Source organism: Nocardioides ureilyticus (assembly GCF_051280745.1).
In the GTDB taxonomy this organism is placed as follows: Bacteria; Actinomycetota; Actinomycetes; order Propionibacteriales; family Nocardioidaceae; genus Nocardioides.
The window spans coordinates 45,941-72,279 of sequence record NZ_JBNCOG010000009.1; the positions used below are offsets into that span (position 1 = coordinate 45,941).

General features: G+C 72.8%; 30 protein-coding genes. 22 read left to right on the top strand and 8 right to left on the bottom strand.

Going from position 1 to position 26,339, the window contains the following annotated elements; all coding sequences use genetic code 11:
• Positions 1-44 precede the first annotated feature (44 nt).
• The 5 genes from ACSMHG_RS06915 to ACSMHG_RS06935 all read left to right on the top strand — a co-directional run bounded on the left by ACSMHG_RS06915 (position 45) and on the right by ACSMHG_RS06935 (position 3,377).
• A complete protein-coding gene (locus ACSMHG_RS06915) occupies positions 45-1,244 on the top strand; it encodes an acyl-CoA dehydrogenase family protein (RefSeq protein WP_435743051.1) in 1,200 nt (399 codons plus the stop codon).
• A gap of 52 nt (positions 1,245-1,296) precedes the next feature.
• A complete protein-coding gene (locus ACSMHG_RS06920; RefSeq protein WP_435743053.1) occupies positions 1,297-2,325 on the top strand; it encodes a hypothetical protein in 1,029 nt (342 codons plus the stop codon).
• Positions 2,322-2,468, top strand: coding sequence for a DUF1059 domain-containing protein (locus ACSMHG_RS06925; protein WP_435743056.1), 147 nt, complete (start codon positions 2,322-2,324; stop codon positions 2,466-2,468). Before ACSMHG_RS06920 ends, ACSMHG_RS06925 begins: the two co-directional genes overlap by 4 nt.
• An 84-nt stretch (positions 2,469-2,552) precedes the next feature.
• A complete protein-coding gene (locus ACSMHG_RS06930; protein ID WP_435743058.1) occupies positions 2,553-2,738 on the top strand; it encodes a DUF5302 domain-containing protein in 186 nt (61 codons plus the stop codon).
• 99 nt (positions 2,739-2,837) lie between these two features.
• Positions 2,838-3,377, top strand: a complete 540-nt coding sequence (locus ACSMHG_RS06935) for a MaoC family dehydratase (RefSeq protein ID WP_435743060.1) — start codon at positions 2,838-2,840, stop codon at positions 3,375-3,377.
• Between the two features lies 1 nt (position 3,378).
• Here ACSMHG_RS06935 and ACSMHG_RS06940 read toward each other — a convergent pair whose 3' ends face one another.
• From ACSMHG_RS06940 to ACSMHG_RS06950, 3 genes are all read right to left on the bottom strand, one after another.
• Positions 3,379-4,287 (bottom strand): hypothetical protein, encoded by a 909-nt coding sequence (locus ACSMHG_RS06940; RefSeq protein WP_435743063.1) that lies wholly within the window; start codon positions 4,285-4,287, stop codon positions 3,379-3,381.
• Between the two features lie 203 nt (positions 4,288-4,490).
• Positions 4,491-4,811 (bottom strand): HNH endonuclease signature motif containing protein, encoded by a 321-nt coding sequence (locus tag ACSMHG_RS06945; protein ID WP_435743065.1) that lies wholly within the window; start codon positions 4,809-4,811, stop codon positions 4,491-4,493.
• A complete protein-coding gene (locus tag ACSMHG_RS06950) occupies positions 4,790-5,743 on the bottom strand; it encodes a DUF222 domain-containing protein (RefSeq protein ID WP_435743067.1) in 954 nt (317 codons plus the stop codon). The genes ACSMHG_RS06945 and ACSMHG_RS06950 overlap by 22 nt, the downstream gene beginning before the upstream one ends.
• An 881-nt stretch (positions 5,744-6,624) precedes the next feature.
• On the opposite strand from ACSMHG_RS06950, the gene ACSMHG_RS06955 reads away from it, so the two are divergent.
• The 6 genes from ACSMHG_RS06955 (at position 6,625) to ACSMHG_RS06980 (ending at position 10,079) form a co-directional block, all read left to right on the top strand.
• On the top strand, positions 6,625-7,062 hold the full coding sequence (locus ACSMHG_RS06955) for a hypothetical protein (protein WP_435743069.1): 438 nt from the start codon (positions 6,625-6,627) through the stop codon (positions 7,060-7,062).
• Between the two features lie 89 nt (positions 7,063-7,151).
• Positions 7,152-7,562, top strand: coding sequence for an immunity protein CdiI family protein (locus ACSMHG_RS06960; protein ID WP_435743071.1), 411 nt, complete (start codon positions 7,152-7,154; stop codon positions 7,560-7,562).
• A 176-nt stretch (positions 7,563-7,738) separates the two neighbouring features.
• Positions 7,739-8,296, top strand: coding sequence for a histidine phosphatase family protein (locus ACSMHG_RS06965; RefSeq protein ID WP_435743073.1), 558 nt, complete (start codon positions 7,739-7,741; stop codon positions 8,294-8,296).
• 33 nt (positions 8,297-8,329) lie between these two features.
• Positions 8,330-8,968, top strand: coding sequence for a DUF6758 family protein (locus ACSMHG_RS06970; protein ID WP_435743075.1), 639 nt, complete (start codon positions 8,330-8,332; stop codon positions 8,966-8,968).
• Between the two features lie 19 nt (positions 8,969-8,987).
• Positions 8,988-9,173, top strand: a complete 186-nt coding sequence (locus tag ACSMHG_RS06975) for a hypothetical protein (RefSeq protein WP_435743077.1) — start codon at positions 8,988-8,990, stop codon at positions 9,171-9,173.
• Positions 9,174-9,200: 27 nt separating this feature from the next.
• Positions 9,201-10,079 (top strand): PHP domain-containing protein, encoded by an 879-nt coding sequence (locus ACSMHG_RS06980; RefSeq protein WP_435743079.1) that lies wholly within the window; start codon positions 9,201-9,203, stop codon positions 10,077-10,079.
• Positions 10,080-10,112: 33 nt separating this feature from the next.
• Here ACSMHG_RS06980 and ACSMHG_RS06985 read toward each other — a convergent pair whose 3' ends face one another.
• Complete coding sequence (locus ACSMHG_RS06985) at positions 10,113-10,877, bottom strand: SDR family NAD(P)-dependent oxidoreductase (RefSeq protein ID WP_435743081.1); 765 nt, start codon at positions 10,875-10,877, stop codon at positions 10,113-10,115.
• Positions 10,878-10,972: 95 nt separating this feature from the next.
• Here ACSMHG_RS06985 and ACSMHG_RS06990 point away from each other — a divergent pair, with 95 nt between their 5' ends.
• The 7 genes from ACSMHG_RS06990 to ACSMHG_RS07020 all read left to right on the top strand — a co-directional run bounded on the left by ACSMHG_RS06990 (position 10,973) and on the right by ACSMHG_RS07020 (position 19,700).
• On the top strand, positions 10,973-11,779 hold the full coding sequence (locus ACSMHG_RS06990; protein WP_435743083.1) for a ParA family protein: 807 nt from the start codon (positions 10,973-10,975) through the stop codon (positions 11,777-11,779).
• 46 nt (positions 11,780-11,825) lie between these two features.
• A complete protein-coding gene (locus tag ACSMHG_RS06995; RefSeq protein WP_435743085.1) occupies positions 11,826-12,467 on the top strand; it encodes a L,D-transpeptidase family protein in 642 nt (213 codons plus the stop codon).
• 222 nt (positions 12,468-12,689) lie between these two features.
• A complete protein-coding gene (locus ACSMHG_RS07000) occupies positions 12,690-15,914 on the top strand; it encodes a family 78 glycoside hydrolase catalytic domain (RefSeq protein ID WP_435743087.1) in 3,225 nt (1,074 codons plus the stop codon).
• Between the two features lie 139 nt (positions 15,915-16,053).
• Complete coding sequence (locus tag ACSMHG_RS07005; RefSeq protein ID WP_435743089.1) at positions 16,054-17,145, top strand: FecCD family ABC transporter permease; 1,092 nt, start codon at positions 16,054-16,056, stop codon at positions 17,143-17,145.
• 7 nt (positions 17,146-17,152) lie between these two features.
• Complete coding sequence (locus ACSMHG_RS07010) at positions 17,153-18,187, top strand: ABC transporter substrate-binding protein (RefSeq protein WP_435743091.1); 1,035 nt, start codon at positions 17,153-17,155, stop codon at positions 18,185-18,187.
• A complete protein-coding gene (locus ACSMHG_RS07015; protein ID WP_435743093.1) occupies positions 18,184-18,993 on the top strand; it encodes an ABC transporter ATP-binding protein in 810 nt (269 codons plus the stop codon). The genes ACSMHG_RS07010 and ACSMHG_RS07015 overlap by 4 nt, the downstream gene beginning before the upstream one ends.
• The gene (locus ACSMHG_RS07020; protein WP_435743095.1) at positions 18,990-19,700 is read left to right on the top strand and encodes a class I SAM-dependent methyltransferase; all 711 of its coding nucleotides are present in this window, start codon (positions 18,990-18,992) and stop codon (positions 19,698-19,700) included. The genes ACSMHG_RS07015 and ACSMHG_RS07020 overlap by 4 nt, the downstream gene beginning before the upstream one ends.
• A gap of 126 nt (positions 19,701-19,826) precedes the next feature.
• Here the strand turns inward: ACSMHG_RS07020 and ACSMHG_RS07025 are convergent, their stop codons facing one another.
• On the bottom strand, positions 19,827-21,281 hold the full coding sequence (locus ACSMHG_RS07025) for a DEAD/DEAH box helicase (protein ID WP_435743098.1): 1,455 nt from the start codon (positions 21,279-21,281) through the stop codon (positions 19,827-19,829).
• Positions 21,282-21,503: 222 nt separating this feature from the next.
• Between ACSMHG_RS07025 and ACSMHG_RS07030 the strand changes: the two genes are divergently transcribed.
• Positions 21,504-22,217 carry a ferritin-like fold-containing protein gene (locus ACSMHG_RS07030; protein ID WP_435743100.1) on the top strand — a complete coding sequence of 238 codons (714 nt, stop codon included), beginning with the start codon at positions 21,504-21,506 and terminating at the stop codon, positions 22,215-22,217.
• Positions 22,218-22,274: 57 nt separating this feature from the next.
• Here ACSMHG_RS07030 and ACSMHG_RS07035 read toward each other — a convergent pair whose 3' ends face one another.
• From ACSMHG_RS07035 to ACSMHG_RS07045, 3 genes are all read right to left on the bottom strand, one after another.
• Positions 22,275-22,565 (bottom strand): hypothetical protein, encoded by a 291-nt coding sequence (locus ACSMHG_RS07035; protein WP_435743102.1) that lies wholly within the window; start codon positions 22,563-22,565, stop codon positions 22,275-22,277.
• A 26-nt stretch (positions 22,566-22,591) separates the two neighbouring features.
• Positions 22,592-22,813: a DUF3107 domain-containing protein gene (locus ACSMHG_RS07040; protein WP_435743104.1), complete on the bottom strand. Its 222-nt coding sequence runs from the start codon at positions 22,811-22,813 to the stop codon at positions 22,592-22,594.
• Between the two features lie 88 nt (positions 22,814-22,901).
• Positions 22,902-23,483, bottom strand: coding sequence for a TetR/AcrR family transcriptional regulator (locus ACSMHG_RS07045; protein WP_435743222.1), 582 nt, complete (start codon positions 23,481-23,483; stop codon positions 22,902-22,904).
• Positions 23,484-23,703: 220 nt separating this feature from the next.
• On the opposite strand from ACSMHG_RS07045, the gene moeZ reads away from it, so the two are divergent.
• The 3 genes from moeZ to ACSMHG_RS07060 all read left to right on the top strand — a co-directional run bounded on the left by moeZ (position 23,704) and on the right by ACSMHG_RS07060 (position 26,335).
• Entirely contained in the window at positions 23,704-24,912 is a 1,209-nt protein-coding gene (moeZ, locus tag ACSMHG_RS07050; protein ID WP_435743106.1) for an adenylyltransferase/sulfurtransferase MoeZ, read from the top strand.
• Between the two features lie 153 nt (positions 24,913-25,065).
• Positions 25,066-25,986, top strand: coding sequence for a hypothetical protein (locus tag ACSMHG_RS07055; protein ID WP_435743108.1), 921 nt, complete (start codon positions 25,066-25,068; stop codon positions 25,984-25,986).
• A 43-nt stretch (positions 25,987-26,029) separates the two neighbouring features.
• A complete protein-coding gene (locus ACSMHG_RS07060; protein WP_435743110.1) occupies positions 26,030-26,335 on the top strand; it encodes an MGMT family protein in 306 nt (101 codons plus the stop codon).
• Positions 26,336-26,339: the final 4 nt, after the last annotated feature.

Here is a 26,339-nt window from a genome sequence, read left to right on the forward strand (position 1 = left end):
CGCATCCGACCGAGCCACGAGCCACCACGACCGAGGAGCAATGCATGGGCCGCCTGTGCGAGACCGAGGGTCTCACCGAGGAGCAGACCGAGATCATCAAGGCGGTCCGGACGTACGTCGACGAGAAGATCCTCCCGGTCGCGACCGAGCTCGAGCACGCCGACGAGTACCCGCAGGAGATCGTCGACGGGCTCAAGGAGCTCGGCATCTTCGGGCTGATGATCCCCGAGGAGTACGACGGCCTCGGCGAGTCGCTGCTGACGTACGCGCTCTGCGTGGAGGAGATCGCACGGGGCTGGATGAGCGTCTCGGGCGTCATCAACACCCACTTCATCGTGGCCTACATGCTGATGAAGCACGGCACCGAGGAGCAGAAGCGGAAGTACCTGCCGAGGATGGCGGCCGGTGAGGTCCGCGGGTCGTTCTCGATGTCGGAGCCGGGCCTGGGCTCGGACGTCTCCGCGATCAAGACCAAGGCCGTCGCGGACGGCCAGGGCGGCTACACGATCGACGGCCAGAAGATGTGGCTGACCAACGGCGGCACGTCGAACCTGATCGCGGTGCTCGTCAAGACCGACGAGGGCGCGGACTCGGTCTACAAGAACATGACGACCTTCCTGGTGGAGAAGGAGGCCGGCTTCGGCGAGACCGCCCCGGGCCTGACCATCCCCGGGAAGATCGACAAGATGGGCTACAAGGGCGTCGACACCACCGAGGCCGTCTTCGAGGGCATGCAGATCTCGGCCGACCAGGTGCTCGGCGGGCAGACCGGGCAGGGCTTCTACCAGATGATGGACGGCGTCGAGGTCGGCCGCGTCAACGTCGCCGCCCGTGCGTGCGGCATCGCGCTGCGCGCCTTCGAGCTGGCCATCGCCTACGCCCAGCAACGGGAGACCTTCGGCAAGCAGATCGCCGACCACCAGGCGATCCTCTTCCGGCTCGCGGAGATGGCGACCAAGGTCGAGGCCTCGCACGCGATGATGGTCAAGGCCGCCCGGCTCAAGGACTCCGGCAAGCGGATGGACGTCGAGGCCGGCATGGCCAAGATGCTGGCGGCGGAGTACTGCAACGAGGTCGTCCAGGACTCCTTCCGCATCCACGGCGGCTACGGCTACTCCAAGGAGTACGAGATCGAGCGCCTCTACCGCGAGGCCGCCTTCATGCTCATCGGCGAAGGCACCTCGGACATCCAGAAGATGATCATCGGCCGCTCCCTCCTCAAGGAGTACAAGCTCAAGGCCTGACCGGCGGCGCCGTCGGAGACGACACACCACCCGGCTCGACTAGCCTGCGGGCATGGCGAGCCGGGTGGTCCTGCACGTGGGGCTGATGAAGTCCGGCACCTCGTACCTGCAGCACCGGCTCGGCGCGAACCGGGCGCTCCTGCTCGAGCGCGGCGTGCTGTTCCCGGGGGAGACGTGGCGCGACCAGGTGCTGGCGGTGAGCGACGTGCTCGGCCGTCGGCAGGCCGGGCGGGCCGCCCGGGGCCGGTGGCCCGGCCTGGTGGGCGAGGCCGGCGCGCACGACGGCGTGGTGGTCGTCAGCATGGAGTTCCTCGGCCCGGCGCCGCCCGAGCGGATCGCCGCGGTCGTCGGCGCCTTCGCGCCGACGCCGGTGGAGGTCGTCGTGACGCTGCGCGACCTCGGCCGCGCCGTACCGGCCATGTGGCAGGAGAGCCTGCAGAACGGCGGCACGACGGAGTGGACCGAGTACGTCGAGGGGCTGGCCGGCGGCCGGGACCCGGCGCGGGCGTTCTGGCGGCAGCAGGGGATGGGCCGGATCGTGGGCAACTGGGTCGCCGCGGTCGGCCCCGACCGCACCACCGCCGTCACCGTGCCGCCCCCCGGCGCGCCGCCGGACCTGCTGTGGGACCGCTTCTGCACCGCGGCGCACCTCGACGGCTCGGGCGCGGCCGAGGTGCGCCCGGCCAACACGTCGTTGGACGCCGCCTCCGCGCTCGTCCTCCTCGACCTCAACCGGCGCCTGGCCGAGGCCGGCCTGGAGAAGCGGGACTACCACACGCTGGTGAAGTTCGGCCTGGCCAAGCGGGTGATGGCCGCCCGCGGCGGTGAGCCCATCGGCTTCGCGCCGCCGCGGTGGCTCCGGGAGCGGGCCGAGGAGGTCACCGCCCGCGTCGCGGCCACCGGGGCGCGGGTGGTCGGTGACCTGGCGGACCTCACGCCGGTGACGGTGCCCGGCGCCGACCCGGCCGGCGTGCCGGCCGACGTACGGCTGGCGGCGGCGGTCGACGTGCTCGCGGGAGCGACCGTCCAGCGGGCCGAGCAGCGGCGCTCCGGAAGCAACGCGGCTACGGTGCGGGCATGAAGACGCGGTTGACCTGCCCCTGTGGCCAGGTGGTCAAGGGCCAGGACGAGGACGAGCTGGTCCAGGGGGTCCAGGCCCACCTCGCCGAGGAGCACCCGGGCCGCGAGTACGACCGGGAGATGATCCTGTTCATGGCGACCTGAGCCGACGTGCCGCGGCGATAAGCCGTCGACAGGGCGCGGGGTGCGGTGCGACGGTGGAGGTCCGGCACCGACCCAGGAGGACCCATGACGGCGACGAACGGCGCGAACGACGACCTCAAGGCGCGGATGAAGGAGGCGTTGGCCCACAAGCAGGCCAACGATCGCGGGGTGCCGAAGGACCGGCCGGCCAAGGCCAAGGCCCACGGGCCCGAGGTCGTCGGCGGCGCTCCGAAGATGCACCGCCGCAAGGCCGGCGGAGGGGGCTCGTGAACCTACCGTGAGGTAACCCACGCGGCGGCACCCGTGACGGAGGGGACGGGGCCCGGGCAGGATGTCCGGGTCGCCGTCCCCCTGTCGTGAGGAGCCCCTGTGCAGTTCGGTCGCAGCTACGAGGAGTTCGAGGTCGGTGCCACCTACAAGCACTGGCCCGGCAAGACGGTCACCGAGTTCGACGACCACATGTTCTGCCTGCTCACCATGAACCACCACCCGCTGCACATGGACGTCAACTACGCCGAGGAGACGACCCAGTTCGGCCGGAACGTCGTGGTGGGCAACTACGTCTACTCGATCCTGCTCGGCATGTCGGTCCCCGACATCTCCGGCAAGGCCATCGCCAACCTCGAGATCGAGTCGCTGCGCCACGTCGCGCCGACGTTCCACGGCGACACGCTCTACGGCGAGACCCGGGTGCTGGACAAGTGGGAGTCGAAGTCCAAGGACGACCGCGGCGTCGTCCACGTCGAGACGATCGGCTACAACCAGGACGGCAAGGTCGTGTGCATCTTCCGCCGCAAGGTGATGGTGCCGAAGAACAACTACCTCGAGCAGCGCGGCGGCGAGCAGCCGGGCCGCCCCGTCCCGCAGCCGGACAAGAACTGGCCGGGCCCCGACGCCGCCGGCGAGTAGGTCACTCGCCCGACGCTGCTTCCCACCGGAGGCCCCCGGAGGAGCAGTGGCTCGTCGTGGCCGCTGCTTCGCCGGGTCGGCACTGGCCGTCGACCAGCGCCCGGTCGCCGAGGGGCTCGGCGAGCTCGACGTCGTAGGGCACCGCTCTGTTGCCCGGGCAGTCACCGCCGTCGGGATCGGCCTCGACCTCGAACGTCACGACCACCTGGGTGGGGGAGTACTCGACGACGGGAGAGAGCACCCGCCCGGTGACGCCGCTGTTGCAGCCGAGCCGCTGCACGTCCGCCGTCAACGTCGTGGTCGAGGCCGTGAGCCCCGCAGCGTCGGCCACGTGCCAGACCGCGGGGTCGCCGGGTCCGGCGGCCGGGTCAGGTCTGCTCTCGGGCTTCGGTGCGGTCACCTCGACCTCGGACTGGATGTGGGCGATCTCGGCGGATGTCGGAAGGCACGGGTGAGCGGACCGCGCCGGCCCGTAGCCGCCGCGCACCTGCACCATGTCGCCGTCCCGCGCAACCTCGGCGCCTTCGGCATCGAACAGGTGGAGGTCGGCGGAGTCGGCGGTCGCGGTGTAGCCGGACGGCCAGATGGCGTAGACGCGCTCGGCGTCGTCGTTCGCGAGGTAGACGCAGTCGTTCTCGTCGATCGCGAGCGTGCCGTGGAGCAGGGCGCGGAACCCGCCGTCGCCCGCTTTCCGATCACTGGTGGGCAGGTCCACGGCGATGGCGTCGTCCGGCTGCCTGGCGACCGGGGTGTCGTCGCTGTCCCCGACGACGGCGCTCCCACCGACGGCCGCACCGCCGACCACGAGCGCGGTCGCGACGGCGGCACCGGCGACCGACCCGCGACGCCGCCGCTTCGCCGCCGGCCCGACGGGGAGCTCGTCCGGCGATCCATCGGGAGCCTCAGTCATCAATCGCCCTCTCCGTGGCACTTTTCCTGTTCGGACGTGACGGACCCCGCGCTCGGTTCCATCCGGGTCGAGCGCCCGTTCGTCGGTCGAGCCTCGGTCGCCGGTCGATCGCCCCTCGTCGGTCGAGCGCCGTTCGTCGGTCGAGCGCCCGTCTTCGGTCGGGCGCCCGGTCGTCGGTCGAGCTTGTCGAGACCCCGCCTGCGCTATTCGCGTCGGTGGAAGGTGACGGTGCCGTCGGGATGTCGTGTGGTCTCGTAGGTGGGGTCGTGGATGCGGGCGTGGTGGTGGGGGCAGAGGTTGCGGGCGTCGGCCAGGTTCGTGAGGCCGCCGTGTGACCAGGCGGTGTCGTGGTGGGCGTGGCAGAGGTAGGCGGGCCAGTCGCATCCTCGTGCGGTGCAGGTCGGCTGTCGGAGGTTGAGGGCGGTGCGCTGCGGTCGGACGAAAAGGCGGCTGGTGCGGCCGAGGTCGAGAACCTCGGAGGCGCCGCCGAGGACAGCGGGGATCAGGCCTGCTTCGCAGGCCATCCGCCGGGCCTGGGCAGCGGAGACGACTGCGCCGGTGTCCAGCTGCGCGTGGGCGAGGCCCCCGGTGAGGGGTCGAGGTCCATGGTCACGACGACGGTGGCGTTGGTGCCGCCGAGGTCGGGGAGCCGGTCGCTGGGGAAGCGTTCGATGAGTTCGGTGAACGCCTCCCCGAGCCGTTCGGGTGAGGGACGACGTTCGTAGGACCCTGCACCGTTCATGCCGGTGACGTGCTTGGGCGCCGACAGCGCGAGCAGTGCCTTGTGCAGCATCTGACCCTGCGCCTCGGGCACCGAGAATTTGCCGACCATGCTGCCGCGCCCGTCGGGGCAGAGGGTGAGGAACGCACGGGCCGCAGCCGCCTGCTCCTCGCGTTCGAGGGCGCGGGCGTCGTGGGCCTCGCCGATCTCGGGAGCGATCACGGTGAGCAGGTGCTTGCCGATGATCCGCAGCGCGGTCGGGTCGTGGTGGGCTGCTTCGGCGACCAGGTGCTCCTCGGCCTTCGCCAGCAGCTCCACGTCGAGGTCGTCGGGCAGCGCGTTCAACGCAGCGGTGATGACGCGGGCCTGTTCGGCGTTCATCCCACCGGCTGCCAGCGCCTCACGCACGTGATGGAAGCGACCCAGCGCGTCGGCGAGCCGTACGCGGCCGGCGGCGGCGCGGCGGTCCTGCCGGGTCTCCTGCGCCCACCAGCTCGCCGTCGACGTGGCGCCGGTCCGTTGCTCGACACCGATCTCCCCGGCGTGCGCGGCCACCCGAAGCTCGAGCTCGGCGACCTGCGCGGCGAGCCGGGTCAGCTGCACCAGCGCCGCGCCGGTCTCCTCGGCGTCCATGCCGAACAACGGCACCTCGGCCAGCGCGTCCAGCTCTGAACGGAGCCGCGCGACCGCACGCGAGACCGGGTGGTCTCCGCCGGGTCGCACGTCCTTGGCCATGACCCCAGTCAAGCCGTGACCACCGACAGTCCGAGCCCGGAACCACGCCGTTTGTTCACATGACGGACAGCGTTTTCAAGACTCTGTTCGATGACGCGGCCGTTCGACTTCCGTCGCAGACAGGCTTCGCCGGCCGTCGAGGTCTCGCCGAGAACCGACAAGTTCACAGTGACGGTGTGGCCCGCCCCCATCTGCAGAGCCTCGGACGACCGACCTGCCACGCGCGCCATCACCGCAGGCGTCTGGGCCCACCTGCGCGCGGCCACGCGCGAAGCGAAGACCGCGCCCCGGAGCGCACGCGACGACTACCCACGCCCGGGCCCGGATCAGAGATCTGACGCAAGGGCGGAACCCCCGAAGTCACCCCTACGTCCCAAGGTCATGCGCCAGATTCCTGTCGGCTTGCTCGTGGCCTTGGTCACGGCGAGCTGCTCAGCGGGGCCCTCGGCTGACGGGCGATCACTGCCCCGGGAGGACGATGCGGCTACCGCTCCTACGGGCGGAGTCCGCGAGGATGCAGGGACGAGAGTCACGCTGGAGGTAGGGCACTGCTTCGTCGAGCCCCTCACAGTTGCTGGCCGCCAGTGGGTCACCGAGCGCGCATACGTGGGGTACGGAGGCGGCCTGCCGGAGGGTTTCACTGAGGACGGCCGCTTTGTCATCGAGGAGGTGGACGCTGCTCTGTTCGTCGCGGATGGGGGCGCCGAGATCCCCTTCGAGGTTGCGCCCGACCCGATGCCCAAACACAGCTGTCGCTGACACGACCGCTACGGCCGCTACGGCTGCCACTTCAACGGCAGCTCATTCGGGTTGCGCTCCCGTAGGCACTCGACCCGGTTTCGTCCCCGGGGGCAGCCGTGTTGGAGTGGCAGACTCCGGCAGTGGACTCTGACGAGCAACCGCCTGGGAGGGACCCTGCCGAAGCACTCATGAGTCGTGGCTGCATGGTCTTCCTCGTTGGAGGGCTGCTGCTGGTTCTCGTGCCCCAAGCCGTGTTCGACATCGTGACCGGCGACGATGCTGTTGATCGCACCGGCGCCGCTGTGCGCCTCTCCTTCTTCGCATGGCTGACGTGGCGGAACGTGTTGCTATTTCGAAGCCCAGAGGTCGCCCGAACTCACGCCTTCTGGATGGCCACGGCGGCTGGCTTCGCGGTCTTCGCTGCCCTCGCCGGCGCGTTCTTCGCTTGGTCGCTCACAACGGAGAAGCAGGATGCACAAGACATGGTCCAGATGACGCTAACGCTGTCGTTACTGCTCGGACTCTTCGTCTCTGCGCTATCCGCCGGACGTAGGCACGGCAAGCTCGAACGGCCCTGACCCCGGATCACTTCCGCAATCAGCGCGCTTCGGGCCGAGCGCGCGACTCTGGCGATGAGTGGATTGCTGCTTCGTGCTCAACTGGACGGGTGAGCAGCGGACCCGACCGACCGCCTCCGTACCTGGGTGGCTACCCGAACGGGGCTTACTGGGCTGCGTTTCCACCGGAGGGATACGTAGAGCCCCCGGAGTCCTTCGAGGTGGAGGGAACAGTCATCCGTTTCATGCCAGAGGACTCGGTGAGCGTCCCCCTCTGGGACGAGGAAGGCCTACTGTCAGAGGAACCGGAGTGGCTCAACCGGGCACTTGGATTGAGCCCGGAGTTAGTGGCAGACCTTGCGGCGTGGGGTGACGACTGGAACGCGCCCCATCGCGGCGAGAAGTTCGCAGTCGAAGCGTTGCGCGCTCGCGACCGCAGGCTCGCCGCGGGGGCGCTGGTGTTGGTGGAGCGGCTGCGTAGTGAACTGCCGGAGGGCTTCACGGTCGTCTACGTGCCCTGACAGGAGGCACTCATCTGCCGCGATGCCGGCACTCCGGCCCGAGTGAGCACCTCGCTCCCGTAGCGTGCGAGCCTGCACGGCGTGCGCGACACCAGAGCGGTCCACTACAACTCCCACGACCGTCGGCAGGACCACCGTCGGGTCTGCGGGCCCTGCCGGCGGGACACCGATCGGCCATGAACGAGTTGTGGCTGGTCCGGCACGGGCAGACCGAGTGGAGCCGCGACCACCGGCACACCTCGGTCACCGACCTCCCGCTGCTGCCCGAGGGGGAGGAGGTCGCCCGCTCGCTGCGCGGGCGCCTCGACCCCGCGCAGTTCCAGCAGGTCCTCACCAGCCCTCGGCTCCGGGCGCGGCACACCGCCGAGCTGGCGGGCTTCCCCGACGCCGAGGTCGACGAGGACCTCGTCGAGTGGGCGTACGGCGACTACGAGGGCATCACGACCGCGGAGATCCGGGAGACGGTCCCCGGCTGGACGGTGTGGACCCACGAGACGCCCGGCGGCGAGAGCGCCGACCAGGTCGCCGAGCGGCTGGACCGCGTGGTCGCCCGGGCGCGGGCCGTGCCCGGACGCACGCTCGTCTTCGCCCACGGCCACAGCCTGCGCGCACTGGCAGCCCGCTGGCTCGGCCTGCCCGCGCGCGAGGGCCGGCTGCTCCGGCTCGGCACCGCCACGGTCTCGGTGCTCGGCTGGGAGCGGGAGACCCCCGTCGTCGAGCGGTGGAACGCTTGACGACCGGCCGGGCCTGACCCGACGGTGGACCGCATGTCCCTGACCGCCGGATGTCCGCGCTGCCCGACCCCCGTGGCGCCTGCCCCCGAGGGGCGGTGGGCCTGCCCCGACCACGGCGTCCTGGAGCCGCTGTGGCGGCCGGCCGAGGCGTCCTACGAGGGGTTCCACGAGCACCTCCAGGCCTCGCGGGGCTTCCCGACGTACCTGCCGTGGCCGATGAGCCCGGGCTGGTCGGTCACCGACTTCGGGGTGGTCGGCAGCGACCCGGAGCGCGCCCGCGCGACGATGACCTGCTGCTCGGGGACCAGCGAGCTCGACGGCCCGGTCGACGTGCTCGTCGTCGTCGAGGAGGCGGGGACGGGCCTCGGTGGCCGCTGCGCCGGCACGCCGTACGACGACCCGGGGCTCGACGCAGTCGAGGGGCCCCCGGCCGTGCAGGTGCGCACCGACGGGCAGGCGGTCCGGCTCTGGCCGGTCTCGACCAGCGCGGCGTCGGGGGAGTGGGACCGCTCCGTGGTCGCGGGGGAGGCCGGCGGGCGGTGGCTGTGGCTGGTGCTGCGCCCGGCATCGGCGATGCTGCTGCTGCGGGACGACTGGCTGCTCCGCGACGTCTCCGCCCTGGGTCCCGCACTGGTCGAGATGCCCTTCGGCGGGCCCCGCCCGTCGTGGTGAGAGTGGGTACCTGCGCGGCATGTACCAGGACCACGCCGCGTGCCGCGTCTGCGGATCACCCACCGAGCTCCGCCCGCACCGCGCGACCGAGGACCCGGCGCGGGCGACCGTCCGGGGCGACAACGACAGCACCGTCGACGAGCGCGTGTGCACCAACGGCGACTGCGCCACGAACGGAGGCGGCCCGGATGCGCCCGCGCCGTGACCTCCGGCCGCACGGAGGCTGACCCGCGTGCGCATCGACCTGCACACCCACTCCCGCGCCAGCGACGGGACCGAGCCGCCCGGTGGGCTGGTGCGGTCGGCCGCTGCGGCCGGGATCGACGTGCTCGCCCTCACCGACCACGACACCGCCGACGGCTGGGCCGAGGCGGAGGCGGCAGCGCGCGAGGTCGGGCTCGAGCTGGTGCGCGGGATGGAGATCAGCACCCGTCACCAGGGCCGCGGCGTGCACCTGCTCGCCTACCTGCCCGACCCGACGTACCCGCCGCTGGTCGAGCAGCTCGACCGGGTGCTGTCCGGCCGGCGGGCCCGGGTGCCGGAGATGCTCGACCGGCTGCGCGCGCTCGGGGTCGACGTGAGCGAGGACGACGTACGCCGGGCTGCGGACGGCACGGCCGCGACCGGCCGCCCGCACGTGGCCGACGCGCTGGTCGCGCTCGGCGCGGTGCGGGACCGGAGCGAGGCGTTCGACCGGTACCTCGGCGCCGGGCGTCCGGCGTACGTCGACCGCTACGCCGCCCCGCTGCTCGACACGATCCGGTTCGTCGCCGAGGCCGGTGGGGTCACGGTCGTCGCCCACCCCTGGGGCCGGTCGCAGCGCGAGTGGCCGGGGGAGCCGGAGCTGGCCGAGCTGAAGGCCGCCGGCCTCACGGGGATCGAGGTCGACCACGAGGACCACACCCCGGCCAGCCGCCGGCGCCTGCGGGCGCTGGCCCGGGAGCTGGACCTGGTCGTCACCGGCTCCAGCGACCACCACGGGGCGGGGAAGGTCGATCACGAGCTCGGCTGCAACACCACCGAGCCCGAGGAGTACGCCCGGCTGCTCGAGGCGGCCGCGGCTGCCGCGGCGGCTTCCGGCCGCGACGCTCCCGCGGTGGTGCGTCCCTGACCTGGCCCCCGGCGACGCGGCGGTGCTGCGCCGTCACTTCCGCCCGAGGGACTGGAACCGCTGCAACGCACCGGTCGGGACGGCCCGGGCGAGCATCGCGATGGCCTTGTAGCGGGCGCTCGGGATCGAGTAGACCCGCCCCCGGTCGTAGTCGTCGAGGGCGGCCCGGACCAGCGCGTCGGCGTCCAGCCAGAGGAAGCCGGGCGCGGAGTCCTGCCCGACGTCCATCCGCTCGTGGAACTCGGTCCGGGTGAAGCCGGGGCACAGCGCCATCACGCGCACCCCTCGGGGGCGGTACTCCTGGGCGGCCCACTCGCTGAAGCTGTTCACCCACGCCTTCGCCGCCGAGTAGGTGCCGCGCGGCAGGAACGCCGCGACGCTGGAGACGTTGATGATCCCGCCGCCGCCGCGCTCGGCCATCGGCCCGAGCGCCGCGTGGCTCAGCCGCAGCACCGCGGTGACCAGCACGTCGAGCATCGCGGTCTCGGCGTCGGCACTGTTGTCGAGGAAGCGCTCCTTGAGGCCGAAGCCGGCGTTGTTGACCAGCAGCTCGACAGGGCGGTCCCGGTCGGCCAGGCGCGCCTCGACGGTGGCCATCGCCGAGCGGTCGGCGAGGTCGGCGGGGAGCACCTCGACGGCCACGCCGTACGCCGCACGGAGCTCTTGGGCGACCGCGTCCAGGCGCGCCTCGTCACGGGCGACGAGCACCAGGTCGTGGCCCCGCTCGGCGAGGCGGTGGGCGAAGCGGAGGCCGATCCCGGCGGTGGCTCCGGTGACGACTGCGGTTCCAGGGGGCATGCCGGTCATCCAAACAGGTCGGCGCCGGAACGGGACTCCCGACACAGCCCGCCGCCTCCGGCGGCCGGCCGTCCGGTCCGGCATGATGGAGGGCGATGACCACGACACTCGCGATCGCGAACCAGAAGGGCGGCGTCGCCAAGACGACGACGGTCGCCTCGCTCGGTGCGGCGCTCGCCGAGCTGGGCCACTCGGTCCTCCTGGTCGACCTCGACCCGCAGGCCTGCCTGACCTTCTCCCTGGGCATCGATCCCGAGGACCTCGAGCAGTCGGTCCACCAGGTCCTCACCCGGGGCTTGGACCCCACCGAGGTCCTGATCGAGACGGAGGACGGCGTCGCCCTCCTCCCGGCCACCATCGAGCTCGCCCGCGCCGAGGCGGACCTGCTGACCCGCACCGGGCGCGAGCACGTGGTGAAGGGCGTCGTGGAGGACCTCGACGGCGCCTACGACTGGGTGCTGCTCGACTGTCCGCCGTCCCTCGGCGTGCTCACGGTCGCGGCGCTCACCGCTGCCGACGGCGTGCTGGTGCCCCTGCAGTGCGAGACGCTCTCGCACCGCGGCGTGGGCCAGCTGCTCGACACGGTGCACGACGTCCGGCGGTTCACCAACAAGCGGCTGGAGGTGTGGGGCGTCCTGCCGACCCTGTACGACGGTCGCACGAACCACTCGCGCACGGTGCTGGAGACGATCGCAGAGACCTACCAGCTCGACGTGGTCGAGCCGCCGATCCCCAAGACGATCAAGTTCGCGGAGGCGCCCGCGGCCGGCCGCTCCATCCTCGCCACCAGCCGCAGCAGCAAGGGCGCGCAGGCCTACCGCGAGGTCGCGGCCAACCTGGTGCAGCGCGCCGCGCGCCCGCGGCGGAAGCCGGGGACCCGGCCACGGAAGAGCGAGGGCTGAGGTGGCGCGCCACCGCGCCACGCCGGTCCGGCCACGGTGGGGCCGGGTGGCGACCCTGGCCGCCGCCCTCGCGGTGACCGGCGTCGCGGTGCTCGGCGGCACCGGCGTCCTTCCGGGGTCGCCCTCGTCGGCCGAGCCGGTCGAGCGGGCGCTGGACCCGGTCGCGGACCACTCCCGACCCACCGGCGAGCCCACCGGCGAGCCCACCGACGAGCCCGCCGACGAGCCCGCCGACGAGCCGGGCGACGCCTCCTACGGCCCGTGGCCGGACCCCGCGGCGGAGACGGCGCTGCCGCCCGGCTCGGGGACCGGCAAGCGCGTCGTCTTCAGCGAGGGGCGGCAGCGCGTCTGGCTGGTCGAGGGGCGGCGGAAGGTGGTGCGCACCTACCTCGTCTCCGGCAGCGTGTACGACAACCTCGACCCCGGGACGTACGCCGTCTACTCGCGTTCGGAGAACGCCTACGGCATCGACGACTCGGGCACCATGAAGTACTTCGTGCGGTTCACCCAGGGCGAGCGGGCCGCGATCGGCTTCCACGACATCCCCGTGGACGACGGCGAGAAGGTGCAGACCCTGGCCCAGCTCGGCACCCCGCTGTCGCACGGGTGCATCCGGCAGCGACGGGCCGACGCCCGTGCGCTGTGGCGTTTCGCGCCGATCGGCACGACGGTCGTCGTCACGGCCTGAGGGCGCCGGGCGCGCCGGCGGTGACCGCTGTCGGGCGACCCCTGGATCGCTTCAATCTCGCGTCCCCCTGGTCGTAGACGGTCGCGGGGCGGCCCGCGCCCACGCGCGCAGATGTGCCCGGGACCCTTGCGCTCGTGTGACCAGCACCACTAGCGTCGGCGGCGTTCGAAGGTGTGAATCGTTTCACAGCGATCACCTCCCCTCCCTCCCCAGGAGCTCATCGTGCGTCATCCCTCACGGGGCCGTGCTGCGGCCGTGACCCTCGCGGTCGCGGCCGTGGCCGCGTCCACCGCCCTCCATCCCGCCCTCGCGTCGGCCGCTCCGCCGGCTGTCCCGGGCGCTCCCGTCGGCCTCGCGGTCGGCGGGGCCGTCGACCCGCTCGGCATCGACGACACCACCCCGGACTTCCAGTGGCGCGCCGCCGCCGGCAGCGGCGAGCAGACCGCCTTCCAGGTGCGGGTCTCCTCGGCCGACTCACCCGGCCGGGCCGACCTGTGGCAGTCCGGGCGGATCCAGGACGACGCCCAGGCCGTCGAGTACGCGGGCAAGCCGCTCGGGGCGCGCGACGCCGCGGTGTGGCAGGTCCGCACCTGGTCGGGGCGCGGCGGTCCCAGCGCCTGGAGCGAGCCGGCGCGCTTCGAGCTCGGGCTGCTCGACGAGCACGACTGGCAGGGTGACTGGATCACCGATCCCCGGTGGGCCGAGCCGCTCCACCAGGACGTCGCGCTGGGCGACCAGCGGGGACGCTTCGTGCGCCTGACGGTTCGCGACCTCGGCCGGCCCGAGGAGCCGCTCGACGACCCGGCGTGGAAGCCGCGTCTGGAGGTCGGCGAGATCGAGGTCGCCGACGGCCCCGACGGTGCCAACCTCGCCGAGGGGGCGGCCGTCACCGTCTCGGAGGAGAACAGCGAGCCCGGTGTCTGGCAGCCGGAGTTCCTCGTCGACGGCAAGGTCACCACCGCCGACGCGCCGCGCGGCTACCGCAGCGACTACCACGAGGAGACCGACGTCCAGGACCGGCCGATCGTGATGACGATCGACCTGGGCGAGGTCCGCGACCTCGACACCTTGCGGATCTTCTCGCTGTGGGACTCCCCGGGCCGCTACGGCATGACGCCGAACTTCCCGCGGGAGGTGAAGGTCGAGCTCTCCGACGACGGCGGGACCTTCCGCACCGTGGTGTCGAAGGCGAAGTTCGAGGCGGTGTCCAACCGTCACGAGGCGCCCGACGCGCTCCCCGTCCTCGCGCGGGACTTCACAGCGCGCGGACCGGTCGAGTCGGCCCGGCTCTACGTCTCCGGGCTCGGCGTCCACGAGGCCACCGTCAACGGCGAGCCCGTCTCCGAGGACGTCCTGGAGCCGGCCAACACCCAGCACCGGGTGCGCGTGCCGTACGCCACCTACGACGTCACCGACCTGGTCCGCCCCGGTGCCAACACCTGGGGCCTGGCGCTCGGCAACGGCATCTACAACGTGTTCAACACCCCCGACGACCCGAACCGGTACATCAAGGCCAAGGCCGGCCACGGTGCCCCGCGGGCGATCGGCCAGCTGGAGCTCACCTACGCCGACGGCAGCCGTGAGGTCGTCGCGACCGACGAGGACTTCCGCACCGAGCTGGGCGAGGTCACCTTCAGCAACTGGTACGGCGGCGAGGACCACGACGCCCGCCGGGACCTGGGGGCCTGGGACGAGCCGGGCGCCGACCGCACCGGGTGGGAGGTGGCCGAGGAGGTCCCTGCGCCGACCCCGCGGACCGAGCTGGTCGCGCGGGTGAGCCCGCCGATCCAGGTGGTGGAGACCTTCGACGCCGTCGAGGTGACCCAGCCGAAGCCGGGGACGTGGGTCTTCGACCTCGGCGTGAACTTCGCCGGCTGGCAGGAGCTCACGACCTCCGGCCCGGCCGGCACGAAGATCACGATGCGTCCGGGCGAGAAGCTCTACGGCGACGGCACCGTCGACCAGCGCAGCGCCGGCGGCGACATCCGCGACACCTTCACCCTGGCCGGCGAGGGCGAGGAGACGTTCCGGCCGCGCTTCGTCTACCACGGCTTCCGCTACCTGCAGGTCACCGGCCTGGCCGAGGCGCCGACCGCTGACGACGTCCGCGGCCTGTCGCTGCGTGCCACCAACCGCGCGGTCGGGTCCTTCGAGACCAGCGACCCGATGATGACCGACATCCACCGGATCATCGACCGGTCGGTGCAGAGCAACATGTACTCGGTCTTCACCGACTGTCCGCACCGGGAGAAGCTCGGCTGGCTGGACCAGACGAACCTGGTCTTCGACACCGTGGCCTTCGGCTACGACGTCCAGGCGCACTACCGCAAGATGCTGCAGGACGTGGTCGACGCGCAGCAGGCCGACGGCCTCATCCCCACCACCGCGCCGGAGGACTCGCTCTTCGCCGGAGCCTTCCGCCACGACGCGAACTGGGGTGCCACCCTCGCGGTCTCCTCCTGGCAGCTCTACGAGTGGTACGGCGACGACTCCGCCATGCGCGCCCACTGGGACGAGATCGTGCGGTACGCCGACTTCCTGGCCTCGATCGCCAGCGACGGGATCGTGCCCGGCGGGCTGGGGGACTGGATCACTCCTGCCAGCCCCGCCACGCCCCCCGCGCTGACCCAGACCTGGGCCTACCACCGGATCCTCGCCCACATGGTCCGCATCGCCCGTGCGCTCGGGGACGAGGCGTCGGTCGCGGAGTACTCCGCGCGCAAGGAGCAGGTCGCGTCGGCGTTCCACCGCGAGTTCTGGGACGCCGAGGCGGGCGTGTACGGCCGCGGCGACCAGGCCAGCCAGGCGCTCGCGCTCGAGGAGGACCTGGTGCCGGCGGAGCTGCGCCAGCAGGTCCTCGACCGGTTCGTGCAGATGGTGCGTGACGCCGACGACCACCTCGAGGTCGGCGAGATCGGCCTCCACGCCGCGGTGGAGCTGCTGTCGCGTGAGCGGCTCGACGACGTGCTGCACGACTGGGTGCAGCGCGAGGACGGCCACAGCTACGGGTCGTTCCTGCGCCGCGGCGCCACGTCGCTCCCGGAGAGCTGGAGCAGCGCGAACGCCTCGCAGAACCACTACATGCTCGGCGCGACCGGCGCCTGGTTCACCAGCGGGGTGGCCGGCATCACCCAGGCCCCGGGCTCCGTGGCATGGCGCGAGGTCGTGATCGAGCCGGCGCTGGTCGGCGACGTCCGGTCCGCGTCGGCGGCGTACGACTCGGTGCGGGGACGCATCTCCAGCTCCTGGAGCCGGGTGGACGGCGGGCTCCGGCTGAGCGTCGAGGTCCCCGGCGCCACCACCGCGACGGTGCGGGTGCCGGTGGCCGAGGGGCAGCGTGTGGAGGCGCCCGCCGGTGCGCGGGAGGTCGAGAGCGAGGTGCCCGGCTTCGCGGAGTTCGAGGTCGGCGCCGGCTCGTTCGCCTTCGCGGCGGTCCCGCAGGGCTGAGACCGCTCGACGGCGCCCGCGGCGCCTGGTCCACGGACGCCCCGACCGCTCCCGGTCGGGGCGTCCGTGCACGGGCGGATGTGACCCGCCCTGTCGCACTCGCTAGGTTGTTGCAAGTGATGTGCAACAAGGTCGGGCGGTGAGCGGGGTGGCGCTGGACGCCGCGTCGCCCGTCGGCCTCCTGGCGCACGAGCGGGCCCGCGGCCGCCGCGCGGCGCTGTGGCTCCTGGGCCTGGTCGCGCTGCTGGTCGCGACCGTCGTCGCCGGCGTCGGTGCCGGCGCCGTCGGCGTGCCACCCGCGACGGTGGCGCAGGTCCTCGGGCACCACCTGCTCGGCGTGCCGGGGGAGATCACCTGGTCCCTGCCGCAGGACGCGATCGTGTGGCAGGTCCGCCTCCCGCGCGTGGTCCTCGGCGTGCTGGTCGGCGCGGGGCTCGCCGTCTGCGGCGTCGCCCTGCAGGCGATGGTGCGCAACGTGCTCGCCGACCCCTACCTGCTCGGGGTCAACTCCGGCGCCTCGAGCGGTGCCGCGGCGGCCATCCTCTTCGGGTTCGGCTCCGGCCTGGGCCAGCACGCACTCCCCGTCAGCGCCTTCCTCGGTGCGCTCGCGGCCTCGGCGCTGGTCTTCCTCGTCGCCAGGTCCGCCGGGCGGGTCACCTCGGTGCGCCTGCTCCTCGCCGGTGTCGCCGTCGGCTACGCCCTCTACGCCACGACCAGCTTCCTCATCTTCGCCTCCGGCTCGGCCGAGGGCGCCCGCTCGGTGATGTTCTGGCTGCTCGGCTCGCTCGGGCTGGCCCAGTGGGACGCGCCGCTCGCCGTCGTCGCCGTCGTCGTGCTGGCCACCACCGCGCTGCTCGTGGCCTGGGGCCGGCGCCTGGACGTCCTGGCGCTGGGTGACGAGACCGCCCAGGCGCTCGGCACGTCGCCGGACCGCTTCCGCACGTTGCTGCTGGTCGTGGTCGCCCTCTGCATCGGCGTGCTCGTCTCCGCCGCGGGCAGCATCGGCTTCGTCGGGCTGGTGGTGCCCCACCTCGCCCGCCGCGTCGTCGGTGGCCGCCACGTGCGCGTCGTGCCGGTCGCCGCCGTCATGGGCGCGGTGCTCCTCGTGTGGGCCGACGTCGTGGCCCGCGTGCTCCTCCAGCCGCAGGAGATCCCGATCGGGATCATCACCTCCCTCGTCGGCGCCCCGTTCCTGCTCCTGCTCGTCCGCCGTCTCCACGCCACCGCCTGAGGACCCCATGACGCGACTGCTGCCCGCCACCCTCCTTCCTGCCGCCCTCCTCCCTGCCGCGCTGCTCCTCGCCGCCTGCGACTCCGGCTCCGGCGCCGCCCCCGCGGCCGGGGTCGGCGCCGGGGTCGACGCGGGGGTCGACGCGGGGGCCGGGGCGTACCCGGTGACCGTCGAGAACTGCGGCGCCGAGGTGACCTTCACCGAGGCGCCCGACCGCGTCGTCCTGCTCAAGAGCGCCTCGGTGCCGTTCCTCCACGAGCTCGGCGTGCTCGACCGGGTGACCGCGCGCGCCGGTCAGTACCCCGCCGGCTACTACGACGAGGGGACGCTGGCCGAGCTGGAGCGCATCCCGCTGCTCACCGACCGCACCGACACCAGCGGGCACCTCCAGATCTCCCGGGAGACGGTGATCGGGCAGGAGCCGGACCTCGTGCTGGGCGAGGTCGACAACCTCTCGCGTGCCTCGCTGGAGTCGGTCGGGATCCCGCTGCTCGAGGAACCCGGCCTCTGCGCCGAGGGCCTGGCGGATCCGGGCTTCGACGACGTGGAGGACCAGATGATCACCTACGGGCGGGTCTTCGGGCGCACCGAGGCCGCGGGGGCAGCGGCCGCAGAGCTCCGGGAGCGGGTAGGGGCCGTCGAGGAGCGGGTCGGGAAGGGCTCCGGCCTGCGCGCCGCCGTGCTGTACCCGACGGTGGGCGGCGGCACGACCTACGCCTACGGCAACCGGAGCATGGCCGACCCGCAGCTCGAGGCGGCGGGGCTGGTCAACGTCTTCGGCGACGTCGACGAGCGGGTCTTCGAGGTCACCCTCGAGGAGCTGCTCGGCCGCGACCCCGAGGTGCTCGTGCTGCTGCACAGCGACGGCGACCCGGCCGAGGTCGAGCAGGCGGTGACCGACCTGCCCGGTGCCGAGCGACTCGCCGCGGTCCGCGAGGGGCGCGTGATCACGCAGCTGTTCAACTTCACCGAACCACCCACGCCCTTGTCCGTGACCGGCCTCGAGCGCCTGGTCGACCGCCTCGAGGAGCTGGGCGCATGATCACCGCCGCAGACGTCTCCTGGCAGTACGGCGCCACGCCGGTCGTCGCCGGCGTCCACCTGGCGACCCGGCCGGGCCGGGTGCTGGGCCTGATCGGCCCCAACGGCAGCGGCAAGACGACCCTCCTGCGGCTCCTCCACGGGGCCCTGCGCAGCCCCACCGGCGACGTCCGGGTCGACGGCGACGCGCTGAGCGACCTGCGGCCGCGGGAGGCCGCCCGCCGGCTGGCGGTCGTGGTCCAGGAGGGCGCCGGGGAGTCGGTCCTCACCGTGGCCGAGATGGTGCTGCTCGGGCGGAGCCCGCGGCTGGGCACCTTTCAGCGCGCCGGCGACCACGACCGCGCGGTCGCCGCCTCCTGCCTCGAGAAGGTGGGCGTCGCGCACCTGGCCGGGCGGGCCTTCGCCGACCTGTCCGGCGGCGAGCGGCAACGGGTCCTCATCGCCCGCGCGCTGGCGCAGGAGGCCACGCACCTGCTGCTCGACGAGCCGACCAACCACCTCGACATCCGCTACCAGCACGAGGTGCTGGGCCTGGTCGCCGACCTCGCCCGGTGCTCGGCCCGGTGCTCGGTCGTGGTGCTCCACGACCTGAACCTCGCCGCCCGCTACTGCGACGACCTGGTCCTGCTCGGCGGCCCCGCCCACGGTGGCGGCGTGGTCGCGGCCGGGCCGACCGAGGAGGTCCTCGTGCCCCGCCTCCTCGAGCCGGTCTACGGCATCGGGGTCCGTCCGGTCCACCTCGAGGGCCGCCTCCACCTGCTCTTCGAGCCCACCGCCGACCGCCTCCCCGCCCTGGAGTCCGCATGAGCGACACCTCCGTCCAGGACCGCATCGACCGCTACTGGACCGGCCGGGCCCCGGCCTACGACGACCACCAGCAGCGGCCCGAGCGCCGGGAGCTCGACCGAGCCGTCTGGGCCGACGTCTGGTCCTCGGTGCTCCCCGCCGCGCCCGCTGACGTGCTCGACGTCGGGACCGGGAGCGGCCACGTCGCCTGCCTGCTGGCCTCCCTCGGCCACACCGTCACGGGCATCGACCTCGCCGAGGGGATGTTGGACCGGGCCCGCGAGCACGCAGCGGGGCTGGCGCGGCCGCCCCGGTTCCTGCGCGGCGACGCGGTCGCCCCTGACTTCCCCGACGGCTCCTTCGACGCCGTCACCGGTCGCTACGTGATGTGGACCCTGCGCGACCCGGTCGCGGCGGTGCGCCGCTGGGCGGCGCTGCTGCGCCCCGGCGGGGTGGTGGCGGTCGTCGACAGCACGTGGTTCCCCGAGGGCCTCGACGCCGGGGGCGAGGCGTTCGCCGCGGCGTACGACGAGGAGGTGCGCGCCGCGCTGCCCCTAGCCGCCGCCCGCTCGATCGACGAGACGGCCGACGTGCTGCGCGCGGCGGGCCTGGACGGGGTCGAGGTCACCGCGCTGGAGGCGGTCCTGGAGCTGGACCGCGCCCACGGCGTGGCCCCCGGTCACGAGGTGAGGATGCAGCATGCCGTGAGCGGCCGCGTGCCGGTGTAGGCCTCCTCCCCAAACGACGCGACGAGACGCGACGAGACGCGACGAGACGCGACGAGACGCGACGAGGGCCGCCCGGGATCTCCCGGGCGGCCCTCGGCCGTCTGTCCGTGCTGCGGGCGACGGAGGTCAGTCCTCGGAACCGCCGCCGGCGGCCGCGGCCTGCTCGGACGAGGAGGAGCCTCCGCCCGAGCCCCGGCGCCTGCGGCGCCGGTTGCGGCTGGCGCCGCCCTCGCCCGCGGCGGCCGGCTCGCTGCTCGCGGTCTCGGCGCCCCGGCCGGGGGAGCCGGCGTCGACCTTCTCCCCGCCACGGGTGCGGGTCCGGTTGCGGTTCCGGTTGCGGGCGGGGCGCTCGCCGCGCTCGCGCTCGGGCCGCTCCTTCCGCTCGACCGGCTTGGGCTCGACGATCCGGCCCTTGGTGCCCGGGGCGATGCCCTGGTCGTGGAAGAGGTGCTCGGAGGTGGAGTAGGTCTCGACCGGCTCGTCGAAGGGCAGGTCGAGCGTCTTGTTGATCATCTTCCAGCGGTGCAGGTCCGCCCAGTCGACGAAGGTGATCGCGGTGCCGGTCGCGCCCGCGCGGCCGGTGCGGCCGATGCGGTGGACGTAGGTCTTGTCGTCCTCCGGGCAGGTGTAGTTGATGACGTGGGAGACGCCGCGGACGTCGATGCCGCGGGCGGCGACGTCGGTGGCGACCAGGACCCGGATCTTGTCCTCGCGGAACTTCGCCAGGGCCTTCTCGCGGGCCACCTGCGCCATGTCGCCGTGCAGCGGGCTGGCGCTGAAGCCGCGCTCGGCCAGGTCGTCGGCCACCCGCTGCGACTGCCGCTTGGTGCGGGTGAAGACGATGATCTTCTCGGCGTCCTCCGCCTGGAGGATCCGGCCGATGATCTCCGGCTTGTCGAGGTCGTGGGCCTGGTAGATGAACTGGGCGGTCGCCGGCACCATCGTGGTGTCGTAGGACGACTCGGCGCGGATGTTCATCGGGTGGCGCATGTGCATCCGGGCCAGGGAGACGATCGCCGAGGGCATCGTGGCCGAGAACAGCATCGTCTGCCGGGTCTCGGGGGTCATCCGCAGGATGCGCTCGACGTCGGGCAGGAAGCCGAGGTCGAGCATCTCGTCGGCCTCGTCGAGCACCAGGGCGTGCACGTGGGAGAGGTCCAGGGCCCGGCGGTTGGCCAGGTCGATGAGGCGGCCCGGCGTGCCGACGACGATGTCGACGCCCGCCTCGAGCGCCTCGAGCTGGGTGTCGTAGCCGACGCCGCCGTAGACGGTCAGGACGCGGAGCCCCACGTCCTTGCTGGCGAGGTGGAGGTCGTTGGAGACCTGGAGCGCGAGCTCGCGGGTCGGGGCGACGATGAGGGCCTGCGGCTTGCCCTGCGGGAGGTCGGCGTACGCCGGGTCCTGCGGCGCGATGCTGCGCTGCAGCACCGGGATGCCGAAGGCGAGCGTCTTGCCGGTGCCGGTGCGGGCCTGGCCGATCAGGTCGGTGCCCATCAGGGCGACGGAGAGGGTCATCTCCTGGATGGCGAACGGGGTGGTGATGCCGGCGCGTTCCAGGGCGTCGCAGATCTCGGGAAGCACCCCGAGCTCTCGGAAGGTCGTGGTCAGTGTCTTCTGCTTTCGTGAGTTCAGCCGGTTCGACCGAAGAGGTTCGAGTGCGGCGGACTCGCGAGGGTCCCGCGAGGGGACGCGCTGAGCTCTGCCGCGCACATGCTGCGGGCCACCGGGGAGGCGCTCGGTCCAGCAGGGTCGAGCGCCGGGAGGCAGCCTCGTACGGGACCATCCTATCGGTAGGGTGCGCACGTGACGGCATCGACGGACGGCGCGGCGGGCGAGGACGTCCCCCTCGCGTTCCAGGACCCCGAGTACCGCCAGGCGGTCATCGACCTCCTCGGGGTCATCGCGTACGGCGAGATCTCCGCGTTCGAGCGGCTCGCCGAGGACGCCGGCCTGGCGCCGTCGCTGGAGGACAAGGTGGCCATCGCCGGGATGGCCAGCGCGGAGTTCGGCAAGGTGGCCGGCATCCACGCGCGGCTGCGCCAGCTGGGGGCCGACCCCTTCGCGGCGATGGCGCCGTTCCGCTCGGCCATCGACCGGTTCCACGAGCACACCGCGCCCTCGGACTGGTACGAGGGCCTGGTCAAGGCCTTCGTCGGCGACGGGCTGGCCAACGACTTCTACCGGGAGATCGCGGCCTACCTCGACGCGGACACCCGCGACCTGGTGGTCACCTCGCTGGAGGACACCGGCCACTCGGCCTTCGTCGTCGACCGAGTCCGTGCGGCGATCGCGGCCGACCACCGGTTGGGCGGACGGCTCGCGCTCTGGGGGCGCCGGCTGATGGGCGAGGCGCTCACCCAGGCCCAGCGGGTCGCCGCCGAGCGGGACGCGATGGCAGCGCTCCTCGCGGGCGGTGTCGACCGTCCCGGCCTCGACCTCGCGGCGATCGGCCGGATGTTCACCCGGCTCACCGAGCGGCACGCGGAGCGGATGGCGGAGCTCGGCCTCGCCTCCTGAGCGCGCCCGGGATGGCGCGGGACCCCAGCGGGGCTAACGGCGGGGGCTAACGGGGAACTAGCGAGGGTGGCGGCGGCCGGACCAGGCGGTCGCTGCCAGGAGCACCAGCCCGGCAGCGGTGCCGAGCTGCCAGACGTGGCGCCACCAGTCGAGGCCGGGGGTGTACGCGTCCCAGAACCGGGTGTAGCCCCAGTCGCCGAGCAGCACCCCCGCGACGCCCGAGACGACGGTGAGCCACAGCGGGACCTCGTCGAGGGCCCGGTCCCGCCCCTGGGCGTGCCGGTGGGCAGGGCTGTGGGCCCGCGCCTCCAGCAGCTTCCCGAGCAGCCCGACCGCGGCGCCACCCACGAGCGCCCAGAGGAGGGTGACCGCGCTCAGCTGCGGAAGCCGACCTGTCCGACGACGCCGCCGCCGATCTCGACGTAGGCGATCTTCGCCGCGGGCACGACGAGCTTGCGGCCCTTGCTGTCGGTCAGCGTGAGCACCGTGGCGTTGCTGACCGCCTCGGCCACGAGCTGCTGCACCTGGTCGGCCGAGTCGTCGGTGTCGACGACGAGCTCACGGGGGGCGTGCTGGACGCCGATCTTGACCTCCACGAGGTCCTCCTTCGAGTTGTCTGCGGAACGTGCGCTGCGGACGTGCTGGGGGTGGTGGGGCTGGTGCTCGGTCCGTGGTGCTCGGGCCTCAGTGGTCCTTCGGGTACCCGCCGATGCCGCGCCAGGCCAGGCCGGAGACCAGTGCCGCCGCGTCGGCGCGGCTGATGCCGCCCCCCTCGGTGAGCCAGAACCGCGAGCTGACCTGCGCCATTCCCACCAGCGACACCGCGAGCAGTCGCGCCGCGGCGTCCGGCAGGCCGGTGTCCTGCTGGATGACCTCGGCGATCATGGTCGCGCACTCCGTGGTGACCCGGTCGACGTGCTCGCGGACGGCGGGCTCGCTGGTGAGGTCGGACTCGAAGACCAGCCGGAACGCGCCGGACTCCTGCGCGACGTACTCGTAGAAGGCGTCGACCGCGGCCGCGACGCGCAGCTTGTTGTCGGTCGTCGACGCGAGCGCCTCGCGGCAGGAGTCGATGATGGTGTCGCACGACCGGTCGAGCAGCGCGAGGTAGAGGTCCAGCTTGCCGGGGAAGTGCTGGTAGAGCACCGGCTTGGAGACGCCGGCCCGGTCGGCGATGTCGTCCATCGCCGCGGCGTGGTAGCCGTGGGCGACGAAGACCTCGAGTGCGGAGCTGAGCAGCTGCGCACGACGCTCGCGGCGGGGCATCCGGCCGCCGCGGGGCCGCGCTCCGTCGACGTCGTACTGCCCTGCGCTCACGATCTGCTGTCCTCCCGGTCCGCCGCTGGTGCGCCGGAGCCTACCGGTGCGTCACCTCGGTCCAGATGACGGGACGCCGCGCGGCCGACGACTCGCCGGCGGGGAACATGGAATCGGTGCCCGGTGTTGAGCGGGAACTGATCGAAGCGATCGCTGTGAGGAGCGTGACGTGAGCTTTCCCCCGCTGGTCGAGCCGGCCGACGAGCTGAGCATCGACGAGGTGCGGCGCTACAGCCGCCACCTGATCATCCCCGACGTCGGGATGACCGGCCAGAAGCGGCTGAAGAACGCCAAGGTGCTCGTCATCGGCGCCGGCGGCCTGGGCAGCCCTGCGCTGCTCTACCTGGCCGCAGCCGGAGTCGGCACCCTCGGCATCGCCGAGTTCGACGAGGTCGACGAGTCCAACCTGCAGCGCCAGATCATCCACGGGCAGTCCGACATCGGGAAGTCCAAGGCCGTCTCCGCGCAGGAGTCGATCGCCGAGGCGAACCCGTACGTCGAGGTGGTCCTCCACGAGGAGCGGCTCGACAACGACAACGTCATGGACGTCTTCCGCGGCTACGACCTGATCGTCGACGGCACCGACAACTTCGCGACCCGCTACATGGTCAACGACGCGGCGTACTTCCTCGGGATCCCGTACGTGTGGGGCTCGATCTACCGCTTCGACGGCCAGGCCTCGGTCTTCGCGCCGACCATGGCCGACGACGCGCCGTGCTACCGCTGCCTCTACCCGGAGCCGCCGCCGCCGGGCATGGTCCCGAGCTGTGCCGAGGGCGGTGTGCTCGGCGTGCTGTGCGCCGCGATCGGCTCGATCCAGGTCAACGAGGCGATCAAGGTCCTCACCGGCATCGGCGACCCGGCCATCGGCCGCCTGGTCATCTACGACGCCCTCGAGCTCGAGTGGCGCAAGCTCAAGGTCCGCAAGGACCCCAACTGCGCCCTGTGCGGGGAGAACCCGACCGTCACGGAGCTCATCGACTACGAGGCGTTCTGCGGCGCCATCTCCGAGGAGGCCGCCGACGCCGCCGCGGGGTCGACGATCTCGGTGACCCAGCTGGAGCACATGCTCAAGGAGCGCGAGGAGGGCACCCGCGACTTCGTCCTCGTCGACGTGCGCGAGCCCAACGAGTTCGAGATCAACCGGATCCCCGGCTCGGTGCTCATCCCCAAGGGCGACTTCCTCAACGGATCCGCACTCGAGCAGCTGCCGCCGGTCGACGCCGGCAAGCAGGTGGTCATGCACTGCAAGTCCGGCGTGCGGTCGGCGGAGACGCTGGCCATCGTCAAGGGCGCGGGGTACGACGACGCCGTGCACGTCGGCGGCGGCGTGGTGGCCTGGGTGAACCAGATCGACCCGAGCCAGCCGTCGTACTGACCTCTCGGGACCATGCGCAGGGCCGGCGGCCCGGGACCTCGGTCCCGGGCCGCCGGCGATTCGGTGGGGGAGACCCGTAACGCGCGGAGGTGTCGTGACGTTGGTCTCGTGTCGGCGACCGCCGCCGACTGCTCTCGGAAAGGCCTGCCCCCGATGCCCCGGACGACCGCCCGCCGCACGACCGCCGCCCTGGCCGCGCTGACCAGCGCCGTGCTCGCGACCACGCTCACCGCCGCCCTCGCCACCGCCGCACCCGCCACTGCCAAGAAGGCCTCCGGCCAGAAGGCGAGCCTCCGGGTCGCCACCTGGGCGCCCGCCGACCAGGCGACCATCCGCCCGGGCGTGCAGATGTACACCGAGGGCTCCCAGTGCACCGCCAACTTCGTCTTCACCGACAACGCGGGCGCCGTGTACGTCGGTTACTCGGCGCACTGCGCCGGGACCGGCGCCGCGACCGACACCGACGGCTGCTTGGCCGACTCGTTGCCGCTCGGCACCCGGGTGACGTTCAACCGGGGCGGCAGCCTGCTCTCCGAGGGCACGCGGGTCGGCGGCGGCCGGCTGGTGTACTCCTCGTGGGAGGCGATGGACCGGGTGGGCACCACGGATCCCAACGCCTGTGCCTACAACGACTTCGCGCTGGTCAAGGTCGATGCGGCCGACGAGGGCAAGGTCAACCCCTCGATCCCCTTCTGGGGCGGTCCGACGGGGATCGACACCGACGGCACCACGGCTGGTGAGCGGGTCTACTCCTACGGCAACTCCAGCCTCCGCCTCGGCGTCGAGCTGCTCTCGCCGAAGACCGGGATCAGCCTCGGCGACGCGCCGGCCGACGCCGGGTGGAGCCACCCGCTCTACACGTTGACCCCAGGTGTCCCCGGTGACTCGGGCTCGGCCTTCGTCGACGGCGACGGGGAGGCGATCGGCACCCTGTCGACGCTCGGCCTCGCCCCGCTGCCCGCCTCCAACAACATCGGCGACCTCGCCAAGGAGCTCGCCTTCGCCCGGCAGCACTCCGGCATCGCGGGCCTGCGGCTCACCCGGGGCACCGAGCCCTTCTCGCCGCTGCTCTGAGGGGCCGGGACTCCGCCGCACGGGTCCGGCTAGCGTCGGACCCGTGCGGCATCCCGAGGACTACGTGGAGTCGGTGCTCGCCTGTGTCGAGGCGGTCCCGCCTGGTCGCGTGACGACGTACGGCGCGATCGCCGAGGCGGTGGGCCGGTTCGGCCCTCGGCGGGTCGGCAACGTCATGGCCGAGCACGGTGGCGGTGTGCCGTGGTGGCGAGTGGTGCGCGCCGACGGGTCGCCGCCGCCGTGCCACGGCGGCACCGCCCACGAGCACCACCTGGCCGAGGGCACCCCGCTGCGGCCCTCGGGGAAGGTCGACATGGTCGCCGCCTTCCACCAGCCGGCGTCCGCCTGAGCGG

Bases quoted from the DNA above. Each gene is read 5' to 3' on its own strand.
- ACSMHG_RS06915 (WP_435743051.1), top strand. From the start codon at position 45: ATGGGCCGCCTGTGCGAGACCGAGGGTCTCACCGAGGAGCAGACCGAG.
- ACSMHG_RS06920 (WP_435743053.1), top strand. From the start codon at position 1,297: ATGGCGAGCCGGGTGGTCCTGCACGTGGGGCTGATGAAGTCCGGCACC.
- ACSMHG_RS06925 (WP_435743056.1), top strand. From the start codon at position 2,322: ATGAAGACGCGGTTGACCTGCCCCTGTGGCCAGGTGGTCAAGGGCCAG.
- ACSMHG_RS06930 (WP_435743058.1), top strand. From the start codon at position 2,553: ATGACGGCGACGAACGGCGCGAACGACGACCTCAAGGCGCGGATGAAG.
- ACSMHG_RS06940 (WP_435743063.1), bottom strand. From the start codon at position 4,287: ATGACTGAGGCTCCCGATGGATCGCCGGACGAGCTCCCCGTCGGGCCG.
- ACSMHG_RS06945 (WP_435743065.1), bottom strand. From the start codon at position 4,811: ATGGCCTGCGAAGCAGGCCTGATCCCCGCTGTCCTCGGCGGCGCCTCC.
- ACSMHG_RS06950 (WP_435743067.1), bottom strand. From the start codon at position 5,743: ATGGCCAAGGACGTGCGACCCGGCGGAGACCACCCGGTCTCGCGTGCG.
- ACSMHG_RS06965 (WP_435743073.1), top strand. From the start codon at position 7,739: ATGAACGAGTTGTGGCTGGTCCGGCACGGGCAGACCGAGTGGAGCCGC.
- ACSMHG_RS06970 (WP_435743075.1), top strand. From the start codon at position 8,330: ATGTCCCTGACCGCCGGATGTCCGCGCTGCCCGACCCCCGTGGCGCCT.
- ACSMHG_RS06975 (WP_435743077.1), top strand. From the start codon at position 8,988: ATGTACCAGGACCACGCCGCGTGCCGCGTCTGCGGATCACCCACCGAG.
- ACSMHG_RS06985 (WP_435743081.1), bottom strand. From the start codon at position 10,877: ATGCCCCCTGGAACCGCAGTCGTCACCGGAGCCACCGCCGGGATCGGC.
- ACSMHG_RS06990 (WP_435743083.1), top strand. From the start codon at position 10,973: ATGACCACGACACTCGCGATCGCGAACCAGAAGGGCGGCGTCGCCAAG.
- ACSMHG_RS07010 (WP_435743091.1), top strand. From the start codon at position 17,153: ATGACGCGACTGCTGCCCGCCACCCTCCTTCCTGCCGCCCTCCTCCCT.
- ACSMHG_RS07015 (WP_435743093.1), top strand. From the start codon at position 18,184: ATGATCACCGCCGCAGACGTCTCCTGGCAGTACGGCGCCACGCCGGTC.
- ACSMHG_RS07020 (WP_435743095.1), top strand. From the start codon at position 18,990: ATGAGCGACACCTCCGTCCAGGACCGCATCGACCGCTACTGGACCGGC.
- ACSMHG_RS07045 (WP_435743222.1), bottom strand. From the start codon at position 23,483: ATGCCCCGCCGCGAGCGTCGTGCGCAGCTGCTCAGCTCCGCACTCGAG.
- ACSMHG_RS07055 (WP_435743108.1), top strand. From the start codon at position 25,066: ATGCCCCGGACGACCGCCCGCCGCACGACCGCCGCCCTGGCCGCGCTG.